This window comes from Paenibacillus sp. FSL K6-4396, from assembly GCF_038002525.1.
GTDB classification, from domain to species: domain Bacteria; phylum Bacillota; class Bacilli; order Paenibacillales; family Paenibacillaceae; genus Paenibacillus; species Paenibacillus amylolyticus_B.
The window spans coordinates 1,719,059-1,744,933 of sequence record NZ_JBBOCR010000001.1 but is presented as its reverse complement, the minus strand read 5'-3'; the positions used below and the strand labels follow the sequence as shown (position 1 = coordinate 1,744,933).

Annotated in this window: 33 protein-coding genes; 2 read left to right on the top strand and 31 right to left on the bottom strand. The window is 36.3% G+C overall.

Translation table 11 applies throughout. From position 1 onward, the window contains the following. Window positions 1-60: 60 nt before the first annotated feature. The 5 genes from MHB85_RS07820 to MHB85_RS07800 form a co-directional block, all read right to left on the bottom strand. Window positions 61-363 (bottom strand): hypothetical protein, encoded by a 303-nt coding sequence (locus MHB85_RS07820; protein ID WP_149846475.1) that lies wholly within the window; start codon window positions 361-363, stop codon window positions 61-63. Between the two features lie 36 nt (window positions 364-399). Continuing rightward, on the bottom strand, window positions 400-585 hold the full coding sequence (locus MHB85_RS07815) for an aspartyl-phosphate phosphatase Spo0E family protein (RefSeq protein ID WP_149846474.1): 186 nt from the start codon (window positions 583-585) through the stop codon (window positions 400-402). 810 nt (window positions 586-1,395) lie between these two features. Next, window positions 1,396-3,639, bottom strand: a complete 2,244-nt coding sequence (locus MHB85_RS07810; RefSeq protein WP_149846473.1) for a protein kinase domain-containing protein — start codon at window positions 3,637-3,639, stop codon at window positions 1,396-1,398. A 976-nt stretch (window positions 3,640-4,615) separates the two neighbouring features. Then, a complete protein-coding gene (locus MHB85_RS07805; RefSeq protein ID WP_188310536.1) occupies window positions 4,616-4,762 on the bottom strand; it encodes a hypothetical protein in 147 nt (48 codons plus the stop codon). Between the two features lie 121 nt (window positions 4,763-4,883). Further along, the gene (locus MHB85_RS07800) at window positions 4,884-5,402 is read right to left on the bottom strand and encodes a hypothetical protein (protein WP_149846472.1); all 519 of its coding nucleotides are present in this window, start codon (window positions 5,400-5,402) and stop codon (window positions 4,884-4,886) included. Window positions 5,403-5,518: 116 nt separating this feature from the next. Between MHB85_RS07800 and MHB85_RS07795 the strand changes: the two genes are divergently transcribed. Then, entirely contained in the window at window positions 5,519-5,662 is a 144-nt protein-coding gene (locus MHB85_RS07795; RefSeq protein ID WP_188310535.1) for a hypothetical protein, read from the top strand. Between the two features lie 2 nt (window positions 5,663-5,664). Here the strand turns inward: MHB85_RS07795 and MHB85_RS07790 are convergent, their stop codons facing one another. The 3 genes from MHB85_RS07790 to MHB85_RS07780 all read right to left on the bottom strand — a co-directional run bounded on the left by MHB85_RS07790 (window position 5,665) and on the right by MHB85_RS07780 (window position 8,486). Then, window positions 5,665-6,954 (bottom strand): hypothetical protein, encoded by a 1,290-nt coding sequence (locus tag MHB85_RS07790; protein ID WP_149846471.1) that lies wholly within the window; start codon window positions 6,952-6,954, stop codon window positions 5,665-5,667. 151 nt (window positions 6,955-7,105) lie between these two features. Further along, the gene (locus tag MHB85_RS07785) at window positions 7,106-7,666 is read right to left on the bottom strand and encodes a hypothetical protein (protein WP_149846470.1); all 561 of its coding nucleotides are present in this window, start codon (window positions 7,664-7,666) and stop codon (window positions 7,106-7,108) included. Window positions 7,667-7,844: 178 nt separating this feature from the next. Next, window positions 7,845-8,486, bottom strand: a complete 642-nt coding sequence (locus MHB85_RS07780) for a hypothetical protein (RefSeq protein WP_192134436.1) — start codon at window positions 8,484-8,486, stop codon at window positions 7,845-7,847. Window positions 8,487-9,035: 549 nt separating this feature from the next. On the opposite strand from MHB85_RS07780, the gene MHB85_RS07775 reads away from it, so the two are divergent. Continuing rightward, the gene (locus MHB85_RS07775) at window positions 9,036-9,431 is read left to right on the top strand and encodes a hypothetical protein (RefSeq protein WP_149846468.1); all 396 of its coding nucleotides are present in this window, start codon (window positions 9,036-9,038) and stop codon (window positions 9,429-9,431) included. A 44-nt stretch (window positions 9,432-9,475) separates the two neighbouring features. Here the strand turns inward: MHB85_RS07775 and MHB85_RS07770 are convergent, their stop codons facing one another. From MHB85_RS07770 to MHB85_RS07665, 23 genes are all read right to left on the bottom strand, one after another. Next, window positions 9,476-11,272, bottom strand: a complete 1,797-nt coding sequence (locus MHB85_RS07770; protein ID WP_149846467.1) for a serine hydrolase — start codon at window positions 11,270-11,272, stop codon at window positions 9,476-9,478. Window positions 11,273-11,394: 122 nt separating this feature from the next. Next, window positions 11,395-11,949: a hypothetical protein gene (locus tag MHB85_RS07765; protein WP_149846466.1), complete on the bottom strand. Its 555-nt coding sequence runs from the start codon at window positions 11,947-11,949 to the stop codon at window positions 11,395-11,397. A gap of 112 nt (window positions 11,950-12,061) precedes the next feature. Beyond that, complete coding sequence (locus MHB85_RS07760; RefSeq protein ID WP_192134434.1) at window positions 12,062-12,625, bottom strand: hypothetical protein; 564 nt, start codon at window positions 12,623-12,625, stop codon at window positions 12,062-12,064. A gap of 148 nt (window positions 12,626-12,773) precedes the next feature. Then, window positions 12,774-13,118 (bottom strand): hypothetical protein, encoded by a 345-nt coding sequence (locus MHB85_RS07755; protein ID WP_149846464.1) that lies wholly within the window; start codon window positions 13,116-13,118, stop codon window positions 12,774-12,776. A 463-nt stretch (window positions 13,119-13,581) separates the two neighbouring features. Next, complete coding sequence (locus tag MHB85_RS07750; RefSeq protein ID WP_149846463.1) at window positions 13,582-14,076, bottom strand: hypothetical protein; 495 nt, start codon at window positions 14,074-14,076, stop codon at window positions 13,582-13,584. Between the two features lie 57 nt (window positions 14,077-14,133). Continuing rightward, window positions 14,134-14,883: a metallophosphoesterase family protein gene (locus MHB85_RS07745; protein ID WP_149846462.1), complete on the bottom strand. Its 750-nt coding sequence runs from the start codon at window positions 14,881-14,883 to the stop codon at window positions 14,134-14,136. Between the two features lie 190 nt (window positions 14,884-15,073). Continuing rightward, the gene (locus MHB85_RS07740) at window positions 15,074-15,394 is read right to left on the bottom strand and encodes a tyrosine-type recombinase/integrase (RefSeq protein WP_223199891.1); all 321 of its coding nucleotides are present in this window, start codon (window positions 15,392-15,394) and stop codon (window positions 15,074-15,076) included. Next, the gene (locus tag MHB85_RS07735) at window positions 15,379-15,675 is read right to left on the bottom strand and encodes a phage integrase N-terminal SAM-like domain-containing protein (RefSeq protein ID WP_149846460.1); all 297 of its coding nucleotides are present in this window, start codon (window positions 15,673-15,675) and stop codon (window positions 15,379-15,381) included. Before MHB85_RS07735 ends, MHB85_RS07740 begins: the two co-directional genes overlap by 16 nt. Then, window positions 15,650-15,880, bottom strand: coding sequence for a hypothetical protein (locus MHB85_RS07730; protein WP_192134432.1), 231 nt, complete (start codon window positions 15,878-15,880; stop codon window positions 15,650-15,652). The genes MHB85_RS07735 and MHB85_RS07730 overlap by 26 nt, the downstream gene beginning before the upstream one ends. A gap of 210 nt (window positions 15,881-16,090) precedes the next feature. Further along, on the bottom strand, window positions 16,091-16,384 hold the full coding sequence (locus MHB85_RS07725) for a hypothetical protein (RefSeq protein WP_223199890.1): 294 nt from the start codon (window positions 16,382-16,384) through the stop codon (window positions 16,091-16,093). 12 nt (window positions 16,385-16,396) lie between these two features. Continuing rightward, window positions 16,397-17,623: a WXG100 family type VII secretion target gene (locus MHB85_RS07720; protein ID WP_223199973.1), complete on the bottom strand. Its 1,227-nt coding sequence runs from the start codon at window positions 17,621-17,623 to the stop codon at window positions 16,397-16,399. A 330-nt stretch (window positions 17,624-17,953) separates the two neighbouring features. Further along, the gene (locus tag MHB85_RS07715; RefSeq protein ID WP_192134430.1) at window positions 17,954-19,753 is read right to left on the bottom strand and encodes a serine hydrolase domain-containing protein; all 1,800 of its coding nucleotides are present in this window, start codon (window positions 19,751-19,753) and stop codon (window positions 17,954-17,956) included. Between the two features lie 111 nt (window positions 19,754-19,864). Beyond that, entirely contained in the window at window positions 19,865-20,239 is a 375-nt protein-coding gene (locus MHB85_RS07710; RefSeq protein WP_192134428.1) for a hypothetical protein, read from the bottom strand. A 105-nt stretch (window positions 20,240-20,344) separates the two neighbouring features. Further along, complete coding sequence (locus tag MHB85_RS07705) at window positions 20,345-20,980, bottom strand: AAA family ATPase (RefSeq protein ID WP_192134426.1); 636 nt, start codon at window positions 20,978-20,980, stop codon at window positions 20,345-20,347. A gap of 88 nt (window positions 20,981-21,068) precedes the next feature. Next, window positions 21,069-21,299 (bottom strand): hypothetical protein, encoded by a 231-nt coding sequence (locus tag MHB85_RS07700; RefSeq protein WP_192134424.1) that lies wholly within the window; start codon window positions 21,297-21,299, stop codon window positions 21,069-21,071. A gap of 170 nt (window positions 21,300-21,469) precedes the next feature. Next, window positions 21,470-21,901, bottom strand: coding sequence for a DUF4279 domain-containing protein (locus MHB85_RS07695; RefSeq protein WP_341072749.1), 432 nt, complete (start codon window positions 21,899-21,901; stop codon window positions 21,470-21,472). Between the two features lie 211 nt (window positions 21,902-22,112). Then, on the bottom strand, window positions 22,113-22,505 hold the full coding sequence (locus tag MHB85_RS07690; RefSeq protein WP_150366412.1) for a hypothetical protein: 393 nt from the start codon (window positions 22,503-22,505) through the stop codon (window positions 22,113-22,115). A gap of 423 nt (window positions 22,506-22,928) precedes the next feature. Next, window positions 22,929-23,429 carry a hypothetical protein gene (locus MHB85_RS07685; protein WP_192134778.1) on the bottom strand — a complete coding sequence of 167 codons (501 nt, stop codon included), beginning with the start codon at window positions 23,427-23,429 and terminating at the stop codon, window positions 22,929-22,931. A gap of 70 nt (window positions 23,430-23,499) precedes the next feature. Then, entirely contained in the window at window positions 23,500-23,649 is a 150-nt protein-coding gene (locus MHB85_RS31180) for a DUF6557 family protein (RefSeq protein ID WP_445739053.1), read from the bottom strand. Between the two features lie 150 nt (window positions 23,650-23,799). Beyond that, entirely contained in the window at window positions 23,800-24,189 is a 390-nt protein-coding gene (locus MHB85_RS07680; RefSeq protein ID WP_192134422.1) for a hypothetical protein, read from the bottom strand. A gap of 26 nt (window positions 24,190-24,215) precedes the next feature. Continuing rightward, window positions 24,216-24,524: a hypothetical protein gene (locus MHB85_RS07675; RefSeq protein WP_192134420.1), complete on the bottom strand. Its 309-nt coding sequence runs from the start codon at window positions 24,522-24,524 to the stop codon at window positions 24,216-24,218. Between the two features lie 131 nt (window positions 24,525-24,655). Then, complete coding sequence (locus tag MHB85_RS07670) at window positions 24,656-25,351, bottom strand: hypothetical protein (RefSeq protein WP_192134418.1); 696 nt, start codon at window positions 25,349-25,351, stop codon at window positions 24,656-24,658. Between the two features lie 37 nt (window positions 25,352-25,388). Next, window positions 25,389-25,805: a hypothetical protein gene (locus MHB85_RS07665; protein WP_150366416.1), complete on the bottom strand. Its 417-nt coding sequence runs from the start codon at window positions 25,803-25,805 to the stop codon at window positions 25,389-25,391. Between the last annotated feature and the right edge of the window lie 70 nt (window positions 25,806-25,875).

Here is a 25,875-nt window from a genome sequence, read left to right as displayed (position 1 = left end):
CTGGTTTTTTAAGTTAAGATCGGGGTCGCTCCCCCTTACTTTTGGGTTCGCATTAGTGGATCAAGCCTTCGTATCAATCTCCTCCGGCATCGACTGACCTAGCAAGGATACAGTGAGCCGAATCCCATCTCTTAGCCCCTGCATGTACAACCGCTCATTTTCTATGCCTCTGCTGACAATATATCGACTCTCCCACTCAGCATATTCTGGTGTCTGCTCGACATCTTTGCTAGCAAACAAAGCTTCAAAAGCTTCGTCGGTTTCCCCACGTACACGACTAAGTTCAGTATCATGTTCGATTCGGGCAGATACCTCATCCAGCCTTGCTTGAATCGCTCGTTGCATCCACTGTGGAAAATCCATTGCTTCCCCTCCCCTAAGCATTATGTACCTCGCTCATCATCGTACAACTCGATTATGTCTCGCCTTCATCTCACTCACTCGGGCCACCAGTTCATCCACCCTCCGGCTCTGTTCCTGAACCTCAGGGTTCTCCCACAACGGAATCGCTTGCTTCAAGGATGCCTCACCAAGCTGATTAAGCATGCGCCGTTCCACTTCCAATAAGTCAAGCAATCGGCTCATACATCCACCTCTCTAATGGGTCTAACCACATCATGTCTTGTTGCTGTTAGACGGAAGCAACCTTTTAATGCAAACCTAGCTCTATGGTGCACATCCATTCTATTGTCTCATCCAAATTTTACATAAAAATATGATTGTTTTAATGCAGGTTTCGAATTAAAACTGCTATAAACCTTTGATGTTAAAAATATTATCAGTTCCCGGGTTGTAGCTATCGGCAAAAATAAAAGCATCAAACAACAGAGTTTCTTGCCAGAATGTAGACATTAGGGTTAGATACCTGTCGGGGATTTACTTGAAGGGGAAATCTGATAAATGAGTTTTAACCACGAACGCTATCATTGTAAATGGTCAGCACTCCAGCTTCAAAATCAATTCTGCCCATAGTGAAATTTTCTCCACGCAAGAAGACTAATGCTTTTATCATTTGTCATCCTTTAAATATTTTTATAAAAATGTGGCTCAACCTTAAAATAAGTGCTTGGCACTTGAGCATCCACAAAACCTATTTCACAAAATTCATGGTACAACATGAGCATTGTTTTAAACCAAGCACTTATTTCGGCTTTGAGCCCAAAAACATTAAATTATTTTAAGGTTTTAATATAAAAAGGAAAAGAGCCAGTCCCTGAATCACAAAGGGTGGCTCCTTAACGATTATTGATGGATAAATTATTACTCTAGATGTAGTACACGCAAATAAAGAATGTATGCAAATGCCATCCAGATACACAATGAAGCAAACTCTCTAAATATTCATGCTATGCACTAAGTTGGAATCATCAGTCTCATAAAACATTAATAATAATTTTAGTAATACTCTCTAATTTCCTGTATTAGAATATCTATATCTTTATTCTCATGTACATAATCCATATACATACTTACCCCGGATTGCAAGTACATTAACCATCCTTGTAGAGATGATACATAAACATCATCCAATGTCGAAAGTTTAGAGTATTTTCCAACATATACATTTCCAGCATTCCATGATTCATGTCTTACCGGATATAAAATGCCCTTGTTTATATCTTGAATAACTTTAGCATACCCATTCTCATCAATTACTAGCATGTTATGGTTACGATCATCAGCAATTCGCATAACTTCTTCAATTTCTGACTTTGTAAATAGATGAGTCGGTTTTCCAATTTTTTTTAAGGTTATTGAAAAATATTGTTCATATTCTAGTAAATCAAGCCCATTTCGAACAAGAATATCACTAACATAATTAGTGAATTTATCAAGTAGATGCAATGCATCTTCTCTATTATAAATACAGTACGCCTCGATTGCATTTTCCTCATTTAAACTTTTTATATAACCATCCTTACAAAGGTAGAACTTTTCCCTTGAATACGTGGGATAATGCGATTCCTTTTTCACATTATATAAAATATTAAATGCGATGTTTCCTTTACAAAACTTTTCATTAGCAATAAATTCCGAAAGACACCATTCTAGATAGTTTGAATTTATAAATTCCCTTGTACTTTTGATATTCCCTTTTTTAGTAGTCCTTTTAATCTCTTTGGTTGTTTTAAACGGATTTTCGTTAAATAATGAACTGCCTAAAATCCTATCTTCTTCAAATCCTCTACTCTTCAAAGTATTAACTGCTACTATAATTTTATTGATATACTCTCTAAACTCATCGTTATTGCAATCACCATGTCTACCATCATATGTAGCGGGGATTGCATTATAAGGACCATTTTTTAGCACTATTAAGAATTTACCTTTCAAATATCGATGTACGATTTTATAGTTATCTGGAAGTGGTTCGCCACTATCATAATCATACACACCATACTGAGAGTAATCAGCAGAAACGTAATTTCCTGGATAGTCTTCAACAAGATATTCACGGGATACGTCATGATTAAAACAAATTGGTGACAGCTCGTCTAGTTCAAGCAAGAAATAATTCCAAACGTACTCTTCACTAAACCCTTCATAGCGTAGGCAACTTGGCTTTACAACAAAACAAAATCCAATTGAATCGTATAAGCAGATACACCCATTTTCATCAGCTTCCCGAGCCATGCTAAAATCTAATCCACCACCGTCTGAGAAAAGGATGTGATTATATGCAGGCAGCGTACCAATTACATTTAAGACGTCAACTATTTTCCCCACGTTTCTCCATACAGTAGATTCTGGAGGATTGTTTCCAAATAGATATTTATTCAAAAAATTCCAATCACTAGCCTGAGATTTTTCATAATCATTAAAAATATTCGACCAAAACTTTAATTCCTTTACGAATATATCAATGCTCGGTCTGATTTCAGGGCTATTATCAGTTGATTTTTCCAATAACTCTTCCAATTCCACAAGATGAACACTTTTAAATAAATCCATAAAACGCAAACTATGGCTTCTATCAAGGAAGTTATATACTCCATCAAACCCTAGTTCATTTCCTGCAAGTAACATCCACATTGTTTTAGCTATAGAAAAAACATCTGCTTTTTTTCCATCAGCATTTTTAGGATTTCGTTTCATTTCTGGGGCAATTGTAAAGATAGCTCCAAGACCTTTATCTGACTTTGTGAAGTCATTTGGATTATCTGGGAATTCAACCAATCCAAAATCTCCAAAACAGTATCTTCCATTGTAAAAATATATGTTTGAGGGCTTTATATCTCTATGAGAAATTCCTTTGGAATGTAATTTACTCAATGTTATAGAAAGCTGAATAACACCATCTATGATCTCTTCTATAGTTTCCTCCGAAACCCTTATATGTTCTAATATCGGTAGAGCGATTGGCATAGTGTACCAAAATTCTTTTTCAGAATATTCTTTAATTGGAATAATTCCATCTATACTTTCAAAATTATTTATTATTACTTGAATTTCATCAATGAATCTACCTTTCTTCTCTTCATTTTTATTGTATAGATGCTTTAATGCGAATTCTGCTTTATCGATTTTTCTTATAACATGATATACTCTAGCGTTACCACCTACTCCTAATTCCGAAACAATTTCAAATTGATCTTCCCAAACTTTTTGTTGGTCCTTACGTTTTTTATTTTTAGACATAAAAATCTCCCTTTCGTATCATCTCAAACCATTTTCATGATAATTCTTATATATTAGCTAAGATCCACAAGTCCGTCCTTATTACATTCAACTAACTTTCATAAAAAAATCGATCATGGGGTTTCTTAACTCAACTTTCGCATAGTCAAAATCGAGTTAACCCCAGGCCGAGGTTAATGTGAAGCCGATTCAAGTAGCCCATCTTGCCCATATAGAAAAACACCTCTTCATTTGGTAACGTGAGATTGTAGAGATCCACTAAACCACAGAAGAGGTGTCCTTCCATGATAAAACAAAAGTCATCCCTAGATAAACTTCCACTTCAAATGAGACCTGCTTTTCAAGAACTCGGTGTGCTAAAACATCTGAGAAACTCAGGATTCAAAAAAACATTTGGCTACACCTGCTCACAAGGCGCATTCATACAACGAGAATATTGTGTTAGATGTAGTTTAATAGATCAGAAGATCTCCAACGCTTAAGTTTTACTACCTTAAATCCTGAATCAATAATTCTGTTTTTATGAAATTCCATTAGAATCGGTGTATACTTCTACTTCGGTAAAATGCTTTATTTAAATCATGTCCTTCCTGTCTAATTTCGTTATGTTTTACCCTTCTGTTGTCCAAATTTCTGATTATAGGGTAAAATAACTTATTTGACATCTCGTACAACTTTAAGTGTTTCATTACAAAATCATCAGGGGGTCCAGACACTTTCAATTCAAAATGCGCTTCTTTTTCATTTTCAATCCACGAAATATTCAATGATTGAATTTGAGGATCATCAATAAGTATTCATTTTGAGCCTTTTATGGCATTACAAATCAATTTTGCATATTATCTAAATCAGCGAGTTCCGGTGTCTCAAATCTTTTCTGTTCAATTTAATAAAGAGTTATATTCACTCTTACTTCTCCAAAATACACATAATTTACTTTTAATTCAGAAGCACTTTCTCCTTAAATACATGTCTCTCACGAACCATAGGGAATAGGTTCAAAGTTAAATTTTCTTTGATACTCTCCAAACATTGGGTTATTGTCGTTTTCATAACCCTCGTTTTCTATTTTCAGTATTTCATTATCGTCAAACATAAAAATACCTTCAAGAATTAATTCCATGTAACGTTCCTGTATTCACGACCCGACGTATGTCGGGTGTCCGGCTAATGCCGGGCCAAGGACGAATGTCCGCAGCGTGAATATTATGTTATGTGGAGGCAATTTCTTCTTCGGATTGTAATCACTTTTGTTCGTCCTTCAAGTTTCTAGTTTTCCTTCTTTCTTTCCAATACTTCAATGTCTTTTTATGAAGGGGTAATGTAATTGACTGGATTTCTGAATTTACTGTACTATGTGCAAATCCATATAAAATAGATAATATGTTTTGAATTCTATGAATCCAATCAAGAAGTTCATCCTTATCTAACTTATTATTGGTTAATCTTTCATTGATTAATGTCCAGAAATTACTCGCTAATATATTTGAAAATTCCCCAAAATTAGCACCTTTAATTTTATGAAATAATATAAGACCTTCATGAAAATATTCAGTACTGAATTTAGACAAATTTGGTTTCTTCTCGTCATTATCTAAATCAATCTCTAGTTTAACTTGATGTAACATTTCTAAGTATTTTTCAATATCACTAAGTACATCTTCCCTTCTTTTCAAGAAAATTTCAAAAGCTTTTAGCTTCATTTGATTTCTGTAAGTCAAATAAGCCACTGTTATTGCAGAAATCAGTAATATATATTCCAATATTATTCATATTTACCTCCTTTTGATCTTCCAATTACTTTCACATAACGTTCTTGGATTCACGAACCCTCACAGCCTTAAGTGAGCGAAGGTAAGGACCGCGATGTGCTAAGGGAGTGCAGGGTTGTCCGGCTGAATCTGCTTCCCTGCCACTGCAATTACTCCAACCGAATCCGCTTCTTATTGCTCCGGTCCGGACCAAGACCACAGGTCGCAGCGTGAATCTTGTGTTAGGTGATGTTTTCACCTTCTATGAGTAAACTTACGATATTATTTCATTTTTTGTGTTTGTCATTTTCTCAATAAAAGCTTCATATTCAGCTGTTTGTCGAACAGAATTAAAAATTGGCCATTTTTTTAAATGTTCAAGAGATATCTCCGAAGGACAGACCTCTGGAAGAATATTAAAAAAATTATTAAAGTCATCCTTAAGAGCGAAAAAACATAGTTGGAAATCCAGACTTCTATCAGAAAAATCTTCCTTCTCAATTTCACCAATTACCTGATCATACTCGTTTAAATTTTTAAATGATTGCCAATAGTTAATAAGCCCCATAGTTTTACTACGATTACCAATCTCTCTTTCATTTATTAGTAAACTAAACACTTCTCTAGATAATTTCCACTTTCCTTGAAGCATAAATTCAAATCCATATTCTTGTATAAGATCCTGACGAACCATAGACACTTTTTCGAATTTTTGCCACAACTCCAGTGCAAGAATTACTCCTACATATTCAATTAAATCAATTGTTTCATCCATATATTCATTAGTAATAATTATCTTCTTCCCAAGGCTAAAATCTTTAACTAAATCTTGATTTACTCTTGATAAATAAATGTTATTTACAATTCCTTCATTATGAACAAAGAGATTTCTTCTCTGAAAAACTTCAAAAAGTTTAGCCTCTATATCAGTTAGGAATAGAAATTTTGATTTATAGTTTTTTTTCATATACTCAATCCAATCCAGTATATTCTTTCTCATTATTTGTTCAACTTCATTTTCAATTAGATATATTTCTGCATTTTCAAATGAGCCAAGCTTTCTAATTTCTTCGAGAGTTAAAGATCTTTCATCAATATTCAAAGCACTAGGATAATCAAATAAACGTTTTTTAATAATACTCGCAACTAATAACTCAAAAAAAGTAGCAAGACTTATCAATGAACTTTGGTATAAGATATTAACTTGATTCTTATTTAATTTGTAAGATTCAAACTGATCTTTTATCTTTCCAGTAAGACCGCCAGTCATTGTAACTTTTGCGGTTTCTGGTTCTTCTAAATCAATTTCTAAATTGAATTTCTCCTTGAGTTTCTCTTCCAGTTCTTCAAATTTTTCATTATGGTCGTTAAATTCAGAAGGATTTATTTTCTTGCGAATAAGAAGCTCTATTGCATTATCAAGAGATTCAACGAATTTGTGATCACTTTTTTGATTATCAAGCGATAATGAAACACTTTTGATGTACGTTCTTAGTGAATTAATATTAAATATAAATTTTTTAAATATAGTTTCAAATTCGACTTGAGCTTTTGTTCTTTTCATGTTTACCATCCTTTGCAATAATTTCACCTAACGTTCCTGTATTCACGACTCGACGCCTGTCGAGTGTCCGGCGTATGCCGGATCAAGGGCGTATGCCCGCAGCGTGAATATATTGTTAGATGATGTTCCTGGCTTTTAGCTTTACACTCAATCAATATTTATTTATTAATTTAATCGTGCGTTTCTCATATCTTTCTATCATTCTTTCAATATTAAAGACATGCTCTCCTGATGAACTAACACTATATCCTTTCTCTTCTAATCTCTTAAACAACCATGTTAAACCCTCGGTTCCTTTCCCATAAAGCCCTTTATTAAATTCATCTAAGAATTCATTTAATTCACTATCATTTGTACTTATTTCAAAAAATATATCTTGAGATTTATTGTTTTTTGCCTGCAACCTATAAATAAGGCATGGGACTATTATCGTTGCCATACATGATACTCCAGCAATAACAAGTTCAATACATCCATTGTTGATACTTTTAATTTGTGCTCTATTTCTGAATTCTCTAAGCAAATAATTATTTCTTGTCATAATGAATTTTTGTCTTGAGGATAAAAAGTTCTCATCAATAAGCGAAAATCTTTCGTTTTGCATCAACTCACTAAAAACAATCAATTGATATAAATCTGTAGAAAAATACCCCAATTCATACAACGTATTATTACCAAAATTAAATTTAAGTTTTAATTCATATGTTCCCACGATAATTTCTCCTTTAATTTAGTATATCTATTGCTTTTAAGGAATTTCATCTAACGTTCCTGTATTCACGAACCCCGAAGGGGTTGTCTGCTGAAATCCCTCCTCGAATTCCTTCCCGCAGACCAAGGCTCCAACGGAGCCGTTGCTTGAATATTATGTTAGGCGATGCTGCAATGAATCACTCACAAAAATCTTCCAAGTAGTGTCTACTCACCTTGTTAGAAAAATCAATGAAGGTCTCTATAGATTCTTTAATACTTATTATTAATTCTGATATGGGCAACTCTTGTCCTAATCTGATTTCATTAGACGAAAACAATGAATTTAATAAAATTGTATTCCTTACGTGCTCTGCAAACAAGAACCTTTGGTCGTTCTCTTCGTAAAATATAATTTCATTGCTCAACGCTTTTAATGCTTCTGATAGTTCGTTCCTTTGAGGTTTGGAGTAATGATAAGTTATGTTTCTTGCGTTTGTTAATTTTTGCAATAAATCTGCCTTTGCACCGTTTCTAAATAGAAGTTTAAGAGCCATATACATCTGGATTAACTGCTCAGGTAAAGAATTAATATATGTCCTTATTTCTGCTAATTTTTCAGACTCCTCTAGATAGAAAATAGCCTCTCTTAGGGAAGCAGTGAGAATTTTAAGGATAGATGGTGCTTCTGAAATCAAGTCCGAAAGCACGTCTGAAGATTTGAATAACTTCTTCTTTAGAAAGAGAAAATCATTATGTATGACTGCCAATCCAACTACCCACTTAGCAACATCATTATCACTTGGAAAAACCTCGTTCATGCAGATAATAGCATAATCCATTAATGTACTCCTCTTTATTATTATCTACTACGAAGTTTCGCCTAACTACCTAATCTATGTACTTCGTAAATACCACACTTCCTGCCTGATATCTGAACTAGGTATATGATAACCTATACGGTGACTTTTGCGAAGAAAAATTTGGTGAAAAAGGGAGAATTATAGGGAGGCTCAATTCCCGTATCCATATGATCCGATTGGCTTTGAATGCGATGAATATTTTTCATACTAACATGCGTATAGCGCTGAGTTTGTTCGTGCACTTTTATAACCGAGTAGCACCTGGATGTACCGTAGATCTTTCCCGTTTTCCAGCAAATGAGTGGCGAAGCGCATGAATACTCACCACTTTTGCAATCCCTGCAGGCTGTCTAGCTTCTTCGAAAACCTGCTGCAACGATTCTTTGATCGATTGGTTTTTTACTTACTAGCATTTCATTGAAACAATCTACTTACAGATAACGGAAAATGCTGATAGAATAAACGGATGATAAAGTTGTTTTCACACAGTGATATTGTTAGTAGTACACACATAAGGATGGTGTTTATTTGAATAACAAGAAGTTAATATTTAGCGTCTTTACACTTTGTATTCTAATCATATTGGGTTTTCTCAGGTGGGATAATCTTGAATCCAGCGCAGACTTGCATTATAAGTATGATCGATGGGCAGGTCAAAAATGGGTAGAGTTCTATCCGCCGCTAGCTGCTTCTTCCAACAGCATGGAGTTTCCACTTATATATATAGATGAAACTCATCCGAATGATATAAATAAATATTTAGGAAAACAAGCTCTCTCTGGAGAGTTAGTGAACAAGTGGGTTGAACGTACAAAGTTAACAGATGGATATATAGGTCTATTATTATTGAATATTCTAATGGTCATTTACAGTTTCTTCAAAAGCCAAAGAGCATATAAACACAAAGACAGCAGTCCCCGATGAGGAACTGCTGTCTTTCACTCCAATACCTCTTCATGAGTGCCCTTCTAAAAATACAAATCCCATCCCACAATAAAAGTAGCAAATAGGAAAGCCGATACTCCGGTCATGATATATACAACCTTTCGCTTTTTGCTGTAACTTATCTTCCACAGTTTGTAGATTAGCAAGACAAGATATGCTAAAGCTAGAATCACATAAATCAGGTTAAAGATGAGATGAATTCGTAATGAAGAATAAGAGGCGTTTAAACTCAATGCTCGCATGGCTAGTACTGTAGTATTCAGTAGGAATGCCAGACCTGCAATATTAATGGCAACATGATATTTATCAAACCCTGTCCCGGGTCTTTCCCATTTTTTCAATCTGTAAAAACATAATCGGATAAAATAGCCAATCACAGCTCTCAAATTGAATACGATGGCTATTGCAAGAGCTATTAAAGAGGCAATGATCCAGATCATCGTTGAGCTTGATACACGTACATAATCATTGTAAGTAAAGGAGACCTTCTCAACGACACCATCTTTCTCAACAACATTGGTGAAGTTACTAAGATCAAATGTGGAATACTTTTTCAGCAAGAGAATCGAATAAAGCTTCGTAAATCCAGAACCGGAACGTCGTGTAGTGAGATAATATCCATCATTTCCAGAGGTTACAGAGCTAGTGCTGTAATTATCCCCAAACAATTTCTGGACAAGACCGAAACAATATACCTCTTCTTCGAACTGGTTGGTCATCACCACTAACCCAAAATTAGATTTCGGGTCAAAGATCAATTTATTCGAAAACCCCAATGTATTCCCACCGTGTTCCAGTGCAGGTGTCCAGTACTCTACCTCAATGAATCCATGTGCGATTCGAGGGATAGAAGTTCCATCATAATACAGACTGGTTGACAGCATTTCGTTTAAGGTTTCTTTGTTCTTGAATAATAAATTACCACGATTGATTGGCATCAGGGCTGCTAGGAATTTTGCTGCATCTTCTGCGGTGCCCATGGCACCTCCTGCAGGATATATGTTCATGTATACTTTGGTTTTGGGGATGAGTTCGGCATTAGCAGTATAGCCTTGAATCTGATCCCTTCTCAGCACGAGGTCTGGACGATCTTGATGTGATGGATGAATCGTAGTTTCTTTCATATCCAGTGGTTTAAATATATGTTCATTCACGTATTCGTAAAAAGGTTGTCCGCTCTGCACTTCTACGATGTAGGCAGCCATAGCAACACCATAGTTTGAATAAGCAAATACACTCCTCGGTTCATAGATCTGTCTTGGCTCAAATTTTTGCAATGTTTCTCCCAGATCCATAACTTGATTCTCGGATAGATACCATAACTCAAGCATCCTATCCTCCCAACCCGCTTGATGATTCATAAGATCTAATAGCGTAATGGGGGCATCATACTCCAGCTTCTTTAGAAACCCTTTCGGTAGATATTCCTGAATATTAGTATGTAGATCGAGCTTTCCCTGCTCGACAAGCTGCATTACACTCGTCCAGACCAACAGTTTAGTGACGGAACCCCATTCAAAAACAGTAGAGCTGTCCGCCTTTCTCTGTTGCTCAATATCTGCATAGCCATAGGCCTTACTATAAATCGTTTCCCCATTCTTGATAGTCACAATTGAAACGGCAGCGGTGTTTTTCTCATGCGTAGCCACATAAGAATCGATCGTCTCCTCTAGCGAGGACAACGGAATCCTGGAAGGCGTAGTCTCCACATTCTCTATCTCAGCGTGGGCCGGTAACCCGCATGCCATAATGAGAAACACGAATAACAGAACACAGGCGACCACTTTGTTAGCATAGCCATGCCTTCGAACTATTTGCATTAGCTGATCTCCTTTAACATTAAAAATAACTGTAATTTCATCACGATATAAAGGTATCAGGGCAGAGCAACCTTATAGTCCTGCATTTGCTCCCGCCTTTACGAATGCGTTCTCAATAAAATCTAACCAAACCAGAAAATCATTCTTACATCTTCCGTACTCCCTAATTTCAATAACTTTGGAATGGTTACATTGATAAATTCAGAGCATGTATTTTTAATATTTCTGTACTCCATAAATTGATCACAATAATAACTTTGATCCCAATTGAACTGAAGGATCTCCTCCAATAAAAGCCAACTGTGGTCATAAAAATCTTCTTTATCCTCAAGTACAACTTCACTTAAGTCTGGCGAGGTATCTACCGGAATTCCTCGTGGCGAAGATATGAAAGGTAGATTTTGATCATTCCTGGTGTTTGATAAAACACTAAACAAATCATAATTCCGCCCCCCACTATAAAATTCATGAGGATCACTTAGTTTCAATTTAGAGATCTTTTTTTCTGGAAACAAGTAATAATCAGGATTAATCATCCACTTATCCATACTGATCCAGCGAGCAGTACTATTCAATTCTTCCTCACTCTTTGTTATTTCTCTTACAGCACCATTATTCCATTCATATTCTCTCCTGTAATGCCTTACCTCTACAAAGAAACAAATGTCTGTACCCATGTATCCTCCTGATTTGTTTATTGTTAAATCTATTCTACAATGTTCTGGGATATCTGAGAGCCTGGTTTCTTATGCAATGATTTCACCTATCTATTTTGGTGTGACCGCTGAATTACTTCTTAGAATAATCATACACGTTATATCCATCGTACTTCACATAGAATCCCTCACTTATTAATTTCTGTTCTTCCGTTTCAATTCCGAATGAGAACGATGCTTCAGGACCAATACCTGTCTGAACTACGGAGAGCTGATTCATGTTTTTATCATATAACCGTACTTCCTCTGGTGAATAAGTAAACGTTCCATTCTCATTAAACAGACCATTATATATGAACTCCCCAGATGGATCATCCATATTAAATGTAGTCCTAAAACTAAAATAAATATCATCATCTCTGTTCTGCACATCTAATATCAAATTGCTGCTATGAGTCTCTGATACTTTGATATCTCTTTTAAGAGGTTCACCTGCACTGAATGGAATCCATTCAGATTTCACAAAAATTTGAATCGGCATTTCTGGAGTTCTCAGCGTCAATGCATATCCATCTTGATTTAAAACCTTGTTTGTTATACCCTCATTCGTATAATTTAACGTGTAGTATTTATAGATGAATAAGAAGATTAAGATAAAACTGACGGATAACAAGACCACTATATTTCTCTTCTTCATATTCACTCTCCCCTCACTTTCCCTAATACGAATCGATCTGTTCCTCCACAGAAAGCAACTGAATTCAAGAATCTTTGAACTATCCACACATCCTAATCAGTATCTTAGTTACATCTATGATGACGATGTCACCTTCGAGAATCTTTTATTAGTATTCACCGTTATATTCAACGAAACTGGTTTGTTTAAACCGTGTAATATGATAAGGAGTATACATATTCTTAGTAGCTGGACTGATTTTTTCAATTAAACTAATTGCTGCATCTATATGCCCATCTGATGAAAAAACGTCCTCATCTAGGAATCCACTTAAGAGTGCTGCATCATCTTTATTTTTCAAGCAAAGATATCCATACCCAGGATCAACTATTACTAGATTTATTATGTCAGCTTCTGCTTGTTCTTTAGATCGATTAAAAAACCTGATTATAATGTCATTGTCTTTGAGATAGATCTCAGTATCACAAGAAAAATTCTTATAATTAAACTTCATGCTGTTTGCTCTCCCACTTTTATACGTATGTTTTCATTCTAATTGTAACTCTTTCTTGTAACCTGTTATGTTCACGAGTCTGTAATCCTTAAGTGACTAACGAGGATGATTCGACAGCCTGAGAAGTGCAAATTTGTCCATTAACCCCACTGATATAGATCTAAGATAAATACTTCATTACCTATGGAACATCCTCCAAAGTAAGTACATTACTTATTCCTTCTAAATATCCATTAATTTTATTGCATAGTTCATGATTCATAGAGTCACATCCAATATTTTAGTGAATTTACTCCGGTGTTATGATATACCAATAAAAGTAAACTCTCTAATGCCACATATGGAACTGATAGTAGAACCGCATGTCGGGTGTCCCGTGAATGACGGACCAAGAGCGTATGCCCGCAGCGTGAACATTATGTTAGCTGATGTCACTGACTTCTTGAAAAACCCTCAATAATATTTAAAAAATCACTAACTTGCCAGAAGGCCACGTTCCTTCCCATCCACAAGGATAATGACCGATTGAATATATGTATAATAAGTGATCGGAGTAAAATTTATTGCGGTTATTCCCTAACTCATTTAAATAACTGTATTCCATAATGATGTTCAAAATGTCCCATCTTACACATTCACCAAACATATCATCTAGTTGAAACGCATTTCGAGTTTTATTCAGCTGCTCGTTTAAAATCTCATCGCTAATTGTCTTTGCCTCTTTGACTAAGGCATTCCAATCTAAATACTCTTTTGAAAAATGATTATGCAAATATGAAGTTAATTGATTTCTAGTCTTCAAAGTTGTTTCTTCCCATTCTTGAGAATCACAATATTCAGAAGCTTCAACCCAAGAATTAGTGTAAAGTATGGTGTTACTCTGATAATCTCTCATTCCACATTTACTAAACCACTCAATGTTAGATAGCATTTTTATTATTTCTTGGTTTATCTTCACGTAATAGCTCCTTCCCGCAGACCAAGGCTCCGAAGGAGACGTAGCTTGAATATTATGTTATGAGATGTTATTTCCATCTTTGAAATCTCTCTCAAGTTGGTTCCCATGAAATGCTTTTATCATAAACTCTCTGTCTGGAACTTTTAACTGCTCAAAAGACTCCAAAAATGCTTTATTATCATATGTGATTCCTATAAGCTGAATATTCACTGTTCTTTTTTTCAGTTCTACTACCGCGTATCTTGCAATCGCATGATCATTACAACCTAAAGCTCCAGGATTCAAATAAACTCTTTGATCTGTCTTGAAGTAATGGATTGGATGATGATGACCAAAACAAACGAGACTATACGGTGAGCCTTCATACCTTGCGTCTAATTTTAATCCCGAAGGGGTTTCATCTATTATTTCTCTTTCTTCTTTCTTCATATGGTAATGCGTTATTAATATTTTTTTCCCTTCTATTTCAACTTCTAATGTCTGAGGGAGATTTTCTATAAACTTGATATTTTCTTTTTTTAGCTGCTTACCGACCCACTTATGATGTTCAGCAATCATTTCATGACCTGGCAAGGTATCTTTCCCTTGCAGTAGTTTTAAAACCGCTTCTTCATGATTACCTGAAACCGCCGATACATCCTTACGATTCATTATCTCTTCAAGCACTTCGTTAGAGTTAGGGCCGATACCAATCATATCACCCAGACAATATGTATGTTCGATGTCCCCGCGGAAAACAATATCAGAGAATACGGCACTCAATGCCGGATAATTACCATGTATATCAGTTATAATTGCAATCTTCATTTAGGATTCTCCTTCAATCACTTTTATTTATCTTTGATATTTTTTCTTGCAATAATTTCTCATAACATCTAATTTATGTACTTCGTAAATACCACACATCCTGCATGATATGTGAACTACGTATATGATAACCTATGGTGTAGTATTTGCGAAGAAGAATTTGGTAAAAAAGGGGGATTTATCGAAGCATTCAATCTCCCAAATCCATCCGATCCAGCCGGCTTTGAATACGCTGGATATTTTTCGTACTCACATGCGTATATCGCTGAGTTGTACGTGCACTCGTATGACCAAGTAACTCCTGAATGTAGCGCAGGTCTGTCCCGTTCTCTAACAAATGAGTGGCGAAGGAGTGTCTCAACGCATGGATACTTACCTTTTTCATAATTCCTGCGCGTTGTCTAGCTTCTTCAAAAACCTTCTGTACGCTCCGCTCGGTAAGATGTCGTTCAGAAGATTGGCCCGGAAATAGCCAACGATTGGGTCTGTATTCATCTATGTATTTCTGCACCCTATCCCAGGCGAGGCTTGAAAGAAGCGTTCTCCATGTTTGCAATAGAAGCGGAGCGCGCTAATGGTCTGATTCACGCTTGAATGGGAAATTCCTCGCTCCAGCAAACCTAAACAATACATCTGAACATTGGAAGTAGTGACATCCTTATTTTTAAGGCTAAGGCTGCTTAGAAAACGCTCGACCTGATTACAATACGCTTTGATCGTTTTGCGACTATATCCTCGTAACTTTAGTGCCTTCTGTAACGGTTCTTTACTCCGGGGTAATCTGAACTTCATCTGGATCAAACTGGCTCGTAAACTCCTGGATGGCCGCAATAGTGCAGGGTATGATCCACATTTTCTGTTTGGGTTCCCACTTTCTGCCCGTAATCTGGCGAATGCACTGAATATATGCAGGGTTATAGGGACAACGAATATGCAATGAATCAGTGGAACCTTTAGTTATGGTAATCTTCTTTTCCGTTGTATTATCATCGTTCATAGGAAACTCTCCTTTGTTTGAGTCTATGTCTTTCTCCGCAATTCTGAGAAATAAAAAGGAAGGCTATCCTCATCCCAAAAAGGGAATCAGATGACCTTCCGATGCTTTCGGAACATATATGATCTTTAAAAGAAAGATGGGCACAGTCAGTGCAATAAAAACTGCCACTCCATGTAGATTCAACAAAGTATACCTACTGTCAATTTGTCCTCATGGATAACAGTAGACGATTGAACCCGCAGGTATTTCGTCTGGGGATATACTTTTACCCAAACATATACCGATATTCTTTTTACCCGCAATAGAATGATTAATTTGAGTAGAAACAACTCCAAACACTTGCTCCTCCCCATCCGTTTTTTTGATAATAATCTGGTCACCGATCATCTCTTTGATTGTTGACGGAGTTAGTTCATCCAACTCTTCATTGGCTCCCATGACGATGGTTCCGAATTCCGGTGTATCGAAGACTAACCCAACGCCAAACAGCATTTTAGTTTCCATTGTAAGGCCTCCTTATCTCTGATCTATGAATAGCTCGCCTTTGACATCTCGCACTCTGAGATCGGCATTACGAAGTCTAACCATCGCGTCTCTTAATAAAGCATACCGTTCAGTAGAATTGAGTTCAGGAGCAAACCTTGCTGCCCGGATACTTGCCTGAGCCTCATCAAGAGCATAGTTTCTCTTGATGACTTCAGGAGGAAGATCATAAAGTGGGAACGATCTGCCTGCGATAGAAGCCTCATAGTGCCCAACAATCTCGTGAGCTAGTGTAGCATTCATTGAAATGCGTGTATTCGCACTCAAAGTCCCTACTCCCGGGGCTGCTGCTGGTAAGACATCCGTATTGATGACCAAGCGATTATACATCATGCCTGTATTCCAGGTATCATAATAACCAGGTTGTGCGATTAAGATATTTTCTTCGGGGAAATCAAGCTTGTTCAAGTAACTCTTTATCTCAATCTTTTGGTTATCCGTCAGCGGAAGCTCATTGCGTTGTCCGTCACTTAAAATCTGTCTAAAATCCACTGCGCCCTCATATTTGACAGGGGTATCGATATGCAGCTTTGGTTTGAAAACAGAGCTTACCCCTAATACCATACCACCTGTACCAAGCATACTTGCCCAATGTTCACTTGACCAAGCATTTGTAGGCAAAACGGCTTCCCTAATCGTTCCATGGACTCCAAATGTCAACCAGTTCAGTGTGTCTTGAGGCGACTCTAAAGCTTTGTCAGCTCGATCAACATACCCGTTTACGAGTCCACTTGGAATACCAAATGTCCAGTAATCCAGAAATCCGCCTACACTATCATATCTCTTCTGATATCGGTCATCTGCCGATTGTATAAATGCTTGTCCTAGCTCTTTTAAACTATCTACAGACTTCTCAATTGCATTCCGATCGTCTACACCTTCCTGTGGGCCACAAGCATTCGGTGGGGGTGGTGGTAAACAGTTCATGTCTACTTGCCCTTCCGACTCGTGATCAGCTTGGAGAAATCGTTCTCCATGGTTATGTAACACAGTTGATATTGAACTCATAAGTGTGACAACTTCAGTCATAACAAGCTGTGACTTCTTGAAATCATAGTAGAACCTTTCTCTAGTACTCCCATCCCAGTTCGCTTCTATATCAGTCATGCTTCGTAGAAGACTTTCATTCATGTGTTGAAGGGTAGTATAAGCTGTAGAGAACTGTTTACTAATTGCGAAAAGTTGCTCTGGCGTAACCATAATTCTCGTCATAGAATACCTCACACCTACTAAAGAAATATTTAGTTTCTGAATTCAGGGAATATCTGGATTTTACCGTTCATTTATTACCTCTGTCAAATACCTGTAGCAATAAGCCAGTAAAGGATCTAAACTAGAGCCCTGATCATTTTTGTTGTTACCTTTGACTTTGTTTATATGCTTGTCCAACTAATTTAAAGACAGCAGGTCCCGATAAGGAACTGCTGTCTTTATGTCTTTGTAATTGACCTCACTTAATATCACTTATATATAGGAGTCATCCGCAAGCCTTTGTAATGTTTGAAATATCTATATTTAGCTTCTGCCCTTCTAAACATACAAATGCCATCCCACAACAAAAGCAGCCAAGATGAACGCCGAGATGCCAGACATGATGTACATCACCTTTTGCTTTTTGCTGTAACTGTTCTTCCGCAGTTTGAACATAAGCAAGCCAAGATACGCGACTGCTAGAACCACATAAAGTAGGTTAAACATTAAATTGATCCGTATCGAAGAGTGAGCAGGATAATTGGGAAGTCTCGTGTGTATGATTAACAGGTTAAGAGGAAGTACCGCACCTGCAATATTAATTGCAAGATGATATTTATTAAAATCTATCCGAGGATTTCCTCGTTTATTTCGTTTGTGAAGTAGCATCCGGATAAAATAGACGAGCAAAGCAGTCACACTGAAAAGGATAGCTAGTATGACAGGAATAAAAGATATTACAATCAAGTTCACCTTCCATTTCGATACAGGCAAGTAATCCATGTAAGGAGTGAAGGAAATTTTCTCAACCACGCCATTATGCTCGACCACATTATAAAGACTACTTAACTCAGCTTTTGAAAATTTCGTTATATCAAGCTGTCTGAATAAATCGGTAAATCTAGCGGCAGGTCGTCGTGCGGATTGAAAATATCCTCCCCCCTCTGAAGTAATAATATTAGAATTTACGTTATCGCCAAAAATCTCTTTGATAAGCCCATAATAATAAATTTCTTCAAAAGACTGGTTTGTCATGACCACCATCCCAAATTTAGATTCGGGATCAAAGACAAGTTTGCTGGAGAACCCTTTCAGATTCCCCTCATGCATCAGTGCAGGCACCCAGTATTCCATCTCAACGAACCCATGCGCAAATCGCGGAGTAGAAGTCCCGTCATAATAGAGACTTGTCGACAACATTTCGTTCAACGTATCCCTGTTCTTAAATAATACATTGCTATCATCCACAGGCATCAATGCCGCAAGGAATTTCCCTAAATCTTCTGCTGTCCCAATCGCTGCCCCTGTAGGATAAAACGTTACGTATACTCTGTTCTCAGGGATCAGTTTCAAATCTTTCGTATACCCTTCAACCTCATTCCTTCTCTGTACGATGTCTGGACGATCTCGCCCCGTTGGATGAACCGTAGTGTCGTTCATATGAAGAGGTTCGAAAATATGTTGATTAACATATTCATAATAAGGTTGCCCACTTACCAATTCCACGATGTAACCGGCTAATCCAACGCTATAGTTTGAATAACCAACGACGCTATTCGGTTTATATATCTGTTTCGGCTCATTTTTACGCAACGTTTCTCCCAAATCAACATTTTCATTCTCGTCGTAATAATACACTTCCGTGACTGTTTGATCTTCCCAACCCGCATTGTGATGCATCAGGTTCAATAGGGTAATCGGATCATCATATTTCAGCTTTTTGAAAAATCCCTCTGGCAGATATTCCTGGATATCCGTCTCCAAATCAAGCTTTCCTTGTTCGACAAGCTGCATCACACTCGTATAGACCAACAGTTTTGAGATGGAAGCCCATTCAAAAACCGTAGAGGTATCCGCCTTTCGCTGATTCTCAATATCTGCGTAACCATATGCCTTATTCACAATGGTTTCACCGTCTTTGATAGCCACAACCGAAACGGCAGCAGTATACTTCTCATACGAGGCTACATAAGCATCAATCGTTTCCTCTAAATTGGATAAAGGAATCCTGGATGGTGTAGTCTCAACCTGTTTCTCATCAGCGTGGGCAGGTACTGCTATTGCCATAATGATAAATATGAATGACAGAACACAAGCGATTACTTTGTTAACCGCGTGATATCCACGATTCATCTGCATTAGCTTCTCTCCTTATGTATCAAATGTTAATTACATACTCTTTTTTCACGTATACGTTTTCAAAAGAGTCCACATGAATCTAAATTTTTTTCAACTACAATTACACGCTATTCAGGAGATAGGTTGGAGAATTTCACCTTTCCAATTAACGATGTTTATTTCTTTGTTTTTCAAGAGGCACCAATCAATAATTTCTCCTATCAACTTTGGCGTGATGATCTCATCGCTCCATTTCGGTGTTAGTACTCTTCTGTATCCTATATATTCTGTTGTCCAGCCTTCAAATTCTTCTCCGATGATGACTATAAATGGGGGCTTGTTCTTAATACTGTGTTGTCCCACTTCATAAGTGACGATTAACTTCTTATCCTCAGAAACGATATGTAATTTGATTATCCCTTCGTCGTCAATATCCGGGTCAACATACCAATAGAATAGTCGATTGGATCGAACGATTTTACGTTTATATTTTTTTCTTACGCCCATAACTCACCTCACATATTCCTTTTTCCTTTGGTCACAGTATTTGGTCAGTTATCCAAGGCACAGCTACAGTAGTTTTGGAAACTAATATCAAACACCATACGGAGTTTAAGGAGTAGTACTCTTGTAAAAATCAATGACTCTATCAAAGATCTCGATCTCTCGTTTTTTTATGCCCGGTAATGTCTCGCAATGCTTTACAATATGATGTATATTATCTGCTATAGACTCAGCTTTATGAATTCCCACATATCCTGGTACCAGTTCATTAAGATAATGGAAGTATCTCATTTGAGGTTCAATCATGCGTAGGTGTTTATCAAAATTTCTTCTGGATCTTGTCTGATCCATTTCCTTTCGCTTGCGCAGCTCATCTTCTTCCGCCCAGAATAGAACATATGCATCCGGTAATGATATTTCATTCTCTGATAACTTCTCTCTAAAAAAGTTCGCTGTTTCATCTAAAGATAGGTGCTCATAACCATATATCCAACTGTACCAAATCTTAAATACATCACCATCCAAAATCACATACTCATGTTGTTGATTCTTCTCAGCTGCTATATGCCATCTTTCAATTTGTCTCTCCAGTAACCACATCATAAGTTCCTTACCTTCAAGATGAGGAGTTTCAAAAAGAATCCCTGTTTCTGGAACAATAAATGCATCATATTGTGTAGCGAATTGCTGACAAGTCGTACTTTTACCTACAGAGCTGGCACCTTCGAGACAAATTATCGTCATTGAAATATATTACCTCCTGATATGACTCACAAAATAATTAATCAACCTTCACTGGCTCTTAAGTGATCATGTTGAATTTCATGTTAGACTATGCATTGTAGAGTTCTTTGATCTTCAGCCATGTTTCATACCAAAATGTTTTTCGTTTAAGAGGTTTAATCACCTTAATTTGGACTTCTTTTCGTTTCAAATAAACCGTGCCATCTACTTCGATGAGTCTATCGCCAAATTCAAATGCCTTATCCTTGCAGTCTTTGTGATACTGGTTCTCTCTTGTTTCTGACCACTCCGCTTTATCAATAGAATGCCGTTTTCCCATTTTTTAAGATCCTCCTTTAAGGAAACACCACTATTTTCAGCAAAAATGATACCTGTCCCACATCATAAACACCTTGTTATCCGATATTGATGATCCTTAAGGTTCATTCATTCCTACACAATGTTATCTGATGTCCATTCCTTCGAAGCCTGTTTTAAAAACTATATTTCTTATTCCAATTTTTCATTATATGGATTTGCATATAAATCAACATCAACTTCAGCATGAATCATATTAACAAATTCAATAAAATCAGAATCGAAATAAAGAGCAGGCGTTTCCCCCTCTTCTATTCTTATTACAATGAAAAATTTCGTGCTTAATTGATGTTCAATCCGAATCGAATTGATCTCTTTTGCTTTGTTTCTTAACATATCGACTACTTTTATTAATTGGTGATTCACATCTAATGATTCTTCATAATCCGTACCTAATGTCCATGATGTTTCTTTTATTCGATGCTTTTTGTTAATTATGTCGCCTTTGTAAGCCGTATTGGTAGGTTCGATTCTAAGTATTGAAGTTACATGATTCGGATCGAATTCATCTCCAAACAAACTAAAATAAGCCATCACTTCGGTTTTGTCTTTCAGGGGTTTCACCTCTTTAAAAATGGATGTATGGAGTTCACCTTACGTTCATAAATTCATGACTGGCTTCATCCTTAAATAGTTCTTATCTTAGGAATGAAACCTGTGTTGGTGATCATGCTTCTAATGTATCTCTTCTTACGGTTAAGGGCGCATGCCCATAGCGCGAAACTTTTGTTATGTGATGGGTAGATTTCTGCAAATTACTCACATTATCCATTATCTAAAAAGCCCACCTATGCTCCTCTGGCAAACACTCATCACAAAGTAATTGTCCTTCAACAACTGCTCCGTTATTTAGTTCATCAATATGATTTGGTTTGTCTCTATCAGTTACCCATGAATTACATTTTGCGCATCTTCCGCAATTCATTGCTTCTGGATCGAGCAATACAGAGGAACTGCTCTCCCAATGTAATTTCAAATCTCTCCTTATTGTAATTTCATTCTCTAGTATAGGAGTCAATTCCCCATCAAATTCTTTATATTCTTCGTCAGTCAAGTCAATTAGATAAGCTATATTTACAAGATATGTCTTCTTATTCATTTCTTTCATCCTTTGATTTTCATGGTTATATATTTTCCTAGTTTTTCTTACAACATCTAATTCATTCACTTCGAAAAAACTACACATTCATCGTAATATCTGAACTACGTATATGATAACCTATGTGGTGATATTCACAAAGGAAAATTTGGTTAAAATGGGATAATTATCAGAATACTTAATCTCACATGTCCATATGGTCCAATGTTTTTTTAATACGCTCATTATATGGTGGGTTGTATGGGATGCGAATATGAAGTGAATCAGAGGAACCTTTCTTTTGTGATGACAAAACAAACAAGGGAGGCCCTTCTTCATCCCACAGGGAATCAGTGTACCTTCCTCAAGGAAATATCCAAATTAATCTAAATAATTGAAAAATATCTTTCTATTGCCGAGCTCAAGGTGCTAAAGTTAAAAAAATTTAATATTTTTCTGCGCCTTAGGCTGAGCTAAGCTCTCCCGTTATGATATTAATAACGTTTCCTATGCTCACGACTCAGCATAGCTGTTTCGAATTTTTTCTTTCTTCTCTTCTATGATTTTCATTAATTTCATAGCTTCTTTTTCTTTTATTTCCCCATTGATCAGGTCGTTTTCGATCTCTTCCATCATATCTTCTAACAAGTTCCTTGTTTGATACAGTCTTAATCCAGTCCAATCCGAAATAAAATAATCATCTTCAACCTGGCCGTCTATACCGAAAATTAATCTGTAATAGCCTATATGATTTGCTCGATATTCAATTCTGACCTTAACTTCAATATATTCAAGCTCTTTATTACTTGGGTCCAGGTATTCCAGACTCTTGATATGGAGTGATATATCCTCTATCCAAATTTTCAAATACTTTTGGTCGTAATCCCAAAATAACTCTGTAAACTCCTCAGGATCTTCAACTCTATAGGTTTCTAAGTTATGCCAAAAAGCCTCTATTGCCCGATTTCTTGCATTATGCTTATCCGACCAATCCCTTAAATCTTGTATATTCATAAAATCACTCATTTCATGGATGTATAGTTTTCTGGGATTCATATAATGTTCCTGTGTTGAGTAGTACTTGCTAAGATGATTTGTCGTTCTCCAAGTTATCGGTCTTGCTCTTGATTTGTTCTTCAGTAAAACCAAGCCAAGTCATTTCATATAAACAAAGCGTTACAATTTGTTCACTCGAAAAATTTTCAATTACTTTATGATCTACATAAAAATACAGTATGCTGTCTCCAACTTTTCTGGCAATTATTCTGCATCCGCTACTCTCTCCAGTGAATATGCTCCTTAGAAATGCATTTTCAACCGAATATGTTGATTTTAATGTTAGATGAAGCTAATTTTTTTCTTCAAGTTACTTTAAAAGTCAATATTATTCTTGCTTCCATTGATGTGATTCGTGTAGTTTACCAGTTTCATGAAAATACTGTAGTACTTCAAGCATGGGTATTAATTCTATACAAATGTTATCGCAATAATTTCCTAACTGACCACCAATAACTAGAGAAATTTCACTATTTCCCTGCTTATCGTTCATAAGCGTATATATATGTTCATCCATTGTAATAGACACTACAAAATATTCCGGTCCCCCTCCAACTAATGCTGAACCTGTGTCTGATACCTCAAGAAAAACTAATGTAAATGTATCTCCATCGAGTTTTCTCAAAAAACGTAAACTGTCTGCCCATGTAGGGTTCATAACGATCTCTTCATTAAATGTGGTCCCATTCCGTTCATCAATGCTAATAGAGTTTATCATTTTTTCTTTTTATCCTCCTTCTTTCATCACACATATCCATCTTCAGGTTCGCCAACATCAAACCCCAACACTTTTGACGCTTCCAACTTAAATGTTTCTATCCAAGATATCCATACATCGCTATTCATCTGTGCATAAAATGATAATCCACTAGGCTCAACGGATGCTTGAATGAAGACATCATCCTCTTCAGTTCCAAACCAATATGGAATTCCACTTTTATAACCACTCCACCCTGGCATCCGCTCATATACTTTAGAAACTTTATCCCACACTTCATCAGGTAGATCATACCTTATATTTAGGTTGCAATTATGAGAGTTTATGTTGTTCATTTACATTCTCTCCTTCTACCTTAGACGTATATCAAAATTCATCCTCTATTTTTATGTAAAGTAGTACAACTCTTCCACCACTTGCTCAAAATTGTATCTCTTGGTCTTTATATACTATTTTCGTTTATCGTTTACCAAATATCTTCTCCCTTTAAGATTTCTTTCGTAGGCTGGTCTACAGCTAGCCAAGTCGAAATATCATCTTCTATTTTTCTCTTCCAAGCTATTAAAAAATGTACTTGGCATATCTCGTGAGAATCCATCTCTGACATAGGTATCATAGCTACTTCAATGCCTTGATCAGAATGTAAGACAAAACTATAATTCTCAAAATCAGAATTTAAAGCAAGAAATTTAGGAATCATATCACCTTGGTTTCTTTTTCGCATTATCAGTGGTTTTTCTTGAGTTCCTATGTGTAGACGGTATTGTTCATTCTCATATTCTACAGCTTCAAGATTTTCTCCCGTGTCAGCTCCGTAATCGTCCCAGCTGTATCCCTCTTTCCAAGAAGCAGAAAAGCTACACGTGCTTATCTGATGATATGCATTGGGTTTGATTCTAAATACGGCCCCCCAGCATTCGTCTACTTCCTGAGGTGAAGAAAGATTATGGTTCAGATTACAGAGCAATAACTCGCAATCAAACGCGTCGTAGTAATACTGGTATAGTGTGCCGCCATGTTTGAGCTGAGCACAGTGAGTAGGAAGATAACATTCGCTGGAGACAGCAAGAGAAAGTTCAATTGTTCCTAGAGGCGTATATATTAAAGGTTTTATAAGATCAGTACCTTGAATTAAGGCTTCTTTTCCACGAAAAAGCTTCATAATGTCCCTCCTTACTCATCTACATAAGAGTTACTTTCTATTCTTGATAATTAAAAAAATATTTATTATATAAGTTTGGCTCCATTTCTTTTATTCTAATTCCATTCTCTCCTGTGTCCTCTATTCCTCTTATGTAGAAAAGACACTTTAAATTTTTATCAAAGACAATACAAGAAAAGTCCCAGTCTTGATACCTGTATTGATCTAATAAATCTTTCTTGGATTTAATATATGGTATAAAACTCATCTTATTTGAGTTATCGATTATTTGTATCACATTATCTAACTTTAATACTTTATTTTTAGATAAGTAGGTATCGAGATCTTCTTCATGGTAAATGTCTAAAAATAAAATAGAATTATCTTCTATTAGTAATCCATCTAGAACCTCGGTGATATTACAATTTAGAATCTTAAAGTATGGAGGCGTATTGATAATTGGTAATGATTTCATAAGTCCTCCCCAAAAAAAGTTTTATCGAGAATTTCATAAAGTGTTCTTATATCTACAAACCCTCACTACT

What these genes read in the sequence shown, in the direction of transcription:
- MHB85_RS07710 (WP_192134428.1), bottom strand. Translation starts at nt 20,239, where the DNA reads ATGGGCGTAAGAAAAAAATATAAACGTAAAATCGTTCGATCCAATCGA.
- MHB85_RS07780 (WP_192134436.1), bottom strand. Translation starts at nt 8,486, where the DNA reads ATGGATTATGCTATTATCTGCATGAACGAGGTTTTTCCAAGTGATAAT.
- MHB85_RS07810 (WP_149846473.1), bottom strand. Translation starts at nt 3,639, where the DNA reads ATGTCTAAAAATAAAAAACGTAAGGACCAACAAAAAGTTTGGGAAGAT.
- MHB85_RS07760 (WP_192134434.1), bottom strand. Translation starts at nt 12,625, where the DNA reads ATGAAGAAGAGAAATATAGTGGTCTTGTTATCCGTCAGTTTTATCTTA.
- MHB85_RS07725 (WP_223199890.1), bottom strand. Translation starts at nt 16,384, where the DNA reads ATGGAAACTAAAATGCTGTTTGGCGTTGGGTTAGTCTTCGATACACCG.
- MHB85_RS07700 (WP_192134424.1), bottom strand. Translation starts at nt 21,299, where the DNA reads ATGGGAAAACGGCATTCTATTGATAAAGCGGAGTGGTCAGAAACAAGA.
- MHB85_RS07705 (WP_192134426.1), bottom strand. Translation starts at nt 20,980, where the DNA reads ATGACGATAATTTGTCTCGAAGGTGCCAGCTCTGTAGGTAAAAGTACG.
- MHB85_RS07815 (WP_149846474.1), bottom strand. Translation starts at nt 585, where the DNA reads ATGAGCCGATTGCTTGACTTATTGGAAGTGGAACGGCGCATGCTTAAT.
- MHB85_RS07730 (WP_192134432.1), bottom strand. Translation starts at nt 15,880, where the DNA reads ATGAACGATGATAATACAACGGAAAAGAAGATTACCATAACTAAAGGT.
- MHB85_RS07675 (WP_192134420.1), bottom strand. Translation starts at nt 24,524, where the DNA reads ATGAACAACATAAACTCTCATAATTGCAACCTAAATATAAGGTATGAT.
- MHB85_RS07720 (WP_223199973.1), bottom strand. Translation starts at nt 17,623, where the DNA reads ATGGTTACGCCAGAGCAACTTTTCGCAATTAGTAAACAGTTCTCTACA.
- MHB85_RS07755 (WP_149846464.1), bottom strand. Translation starts at nt 13,118, where the DNA reads ATGAAGTTTAATTATAAGAATTTTTCTTGTGATACTGAGATCTATCTC.
- MHB85_RS07670 (WP_192134418.1), bottom strand. Translation starts at nt 25,351, where the DNA reads ATGAAGCTTTTTCGTGGAAAAGAAGCCTTAATTCAAGGTACTGATCTT.
- MHB85_RS07805 (WP_188310536.1), bottom strand. Translation starts at nt 4,762, where the DNA reads ATGGAATTAATTCTTGAAGGTATTTTTATGTTTGACGATAATGAAATA.
- MHB85_RS07665 (WP_150366416.1), bottom strand. Translation starts at nt 25,805, where the DNA reads ATGAAATCATTACCAATTATCAATACGCCTCCATACTTTAAGATTCTA.
- MHB85_RS07790 (WP_149846471.1), bottom strand. Translation starts at nt 6,954, where the DNA reads ATGAAAAGAACAAAAGCTCAAGTCGAATTTGAAACTATATTTAAAAAA.
- MHB85_RS07685 (WP_192134778.1), bottom strand. Translation starts at nt 23,429, where the DNA reads ATGAATATACAAGATTTAAGGGATTGGTCGGATAAGCATAATGCAAGA.
- MHB85_RS07745 (WP_149846462.1), bottom strand. Translation starts at nt 14,883, where the DNA reads ATGAAGATTGCAATTATAACTGATATACATGGTAATTATCCGGCATTG.
- MHB85_RS07715 (WP_192134430.1), bottom strand. Translation starts at nt 19,753, where the DNA reads ATGCAGATGAATCGTGGATATCACGCGGTTAACAAAGTAATCGCTTGT.
- MHB85_RS07735 (WP_149846460.1), bottom strand. Translation starts at nt 15,675, where the DNA reads ATGAAGTTCAGATTACCCCGGAGTAAAGAACCGTTACAGAAGGCACTA.
- MHB85_RS07820 (WP_149846475.1), bottom strand. Translation starts at nt 363, where the DNA reads ATGGATTTTCCACAGTGGATGCAACGAGCGATTCAAGCAAGGCTGGAT.
- MHB85_RS07765 (WP_149846466.1), bottom strand. Translation starts at nt 11,949, where the DNA reads ATGGGTACAGACATTTGTTTCTTTGTAGAGGTAAGGCATTACAGGAGA.
- MHB85_RS07680 (WP_192134422.1), bottom strand. Translation starts at nt 24,189, where the DNA reads ATGATAAACTCTATTAGCATTGATGAACGGAATGGGACCACATTTAAT.
- MHB85_RS07770 (WP_149846467.1), bottom strand. Translation starts at nt 11,272, where the DNA reads ATGCAAATAGTTCGAAGGCATGGCTATGCTAACAAAGTGGTCGCCTGT.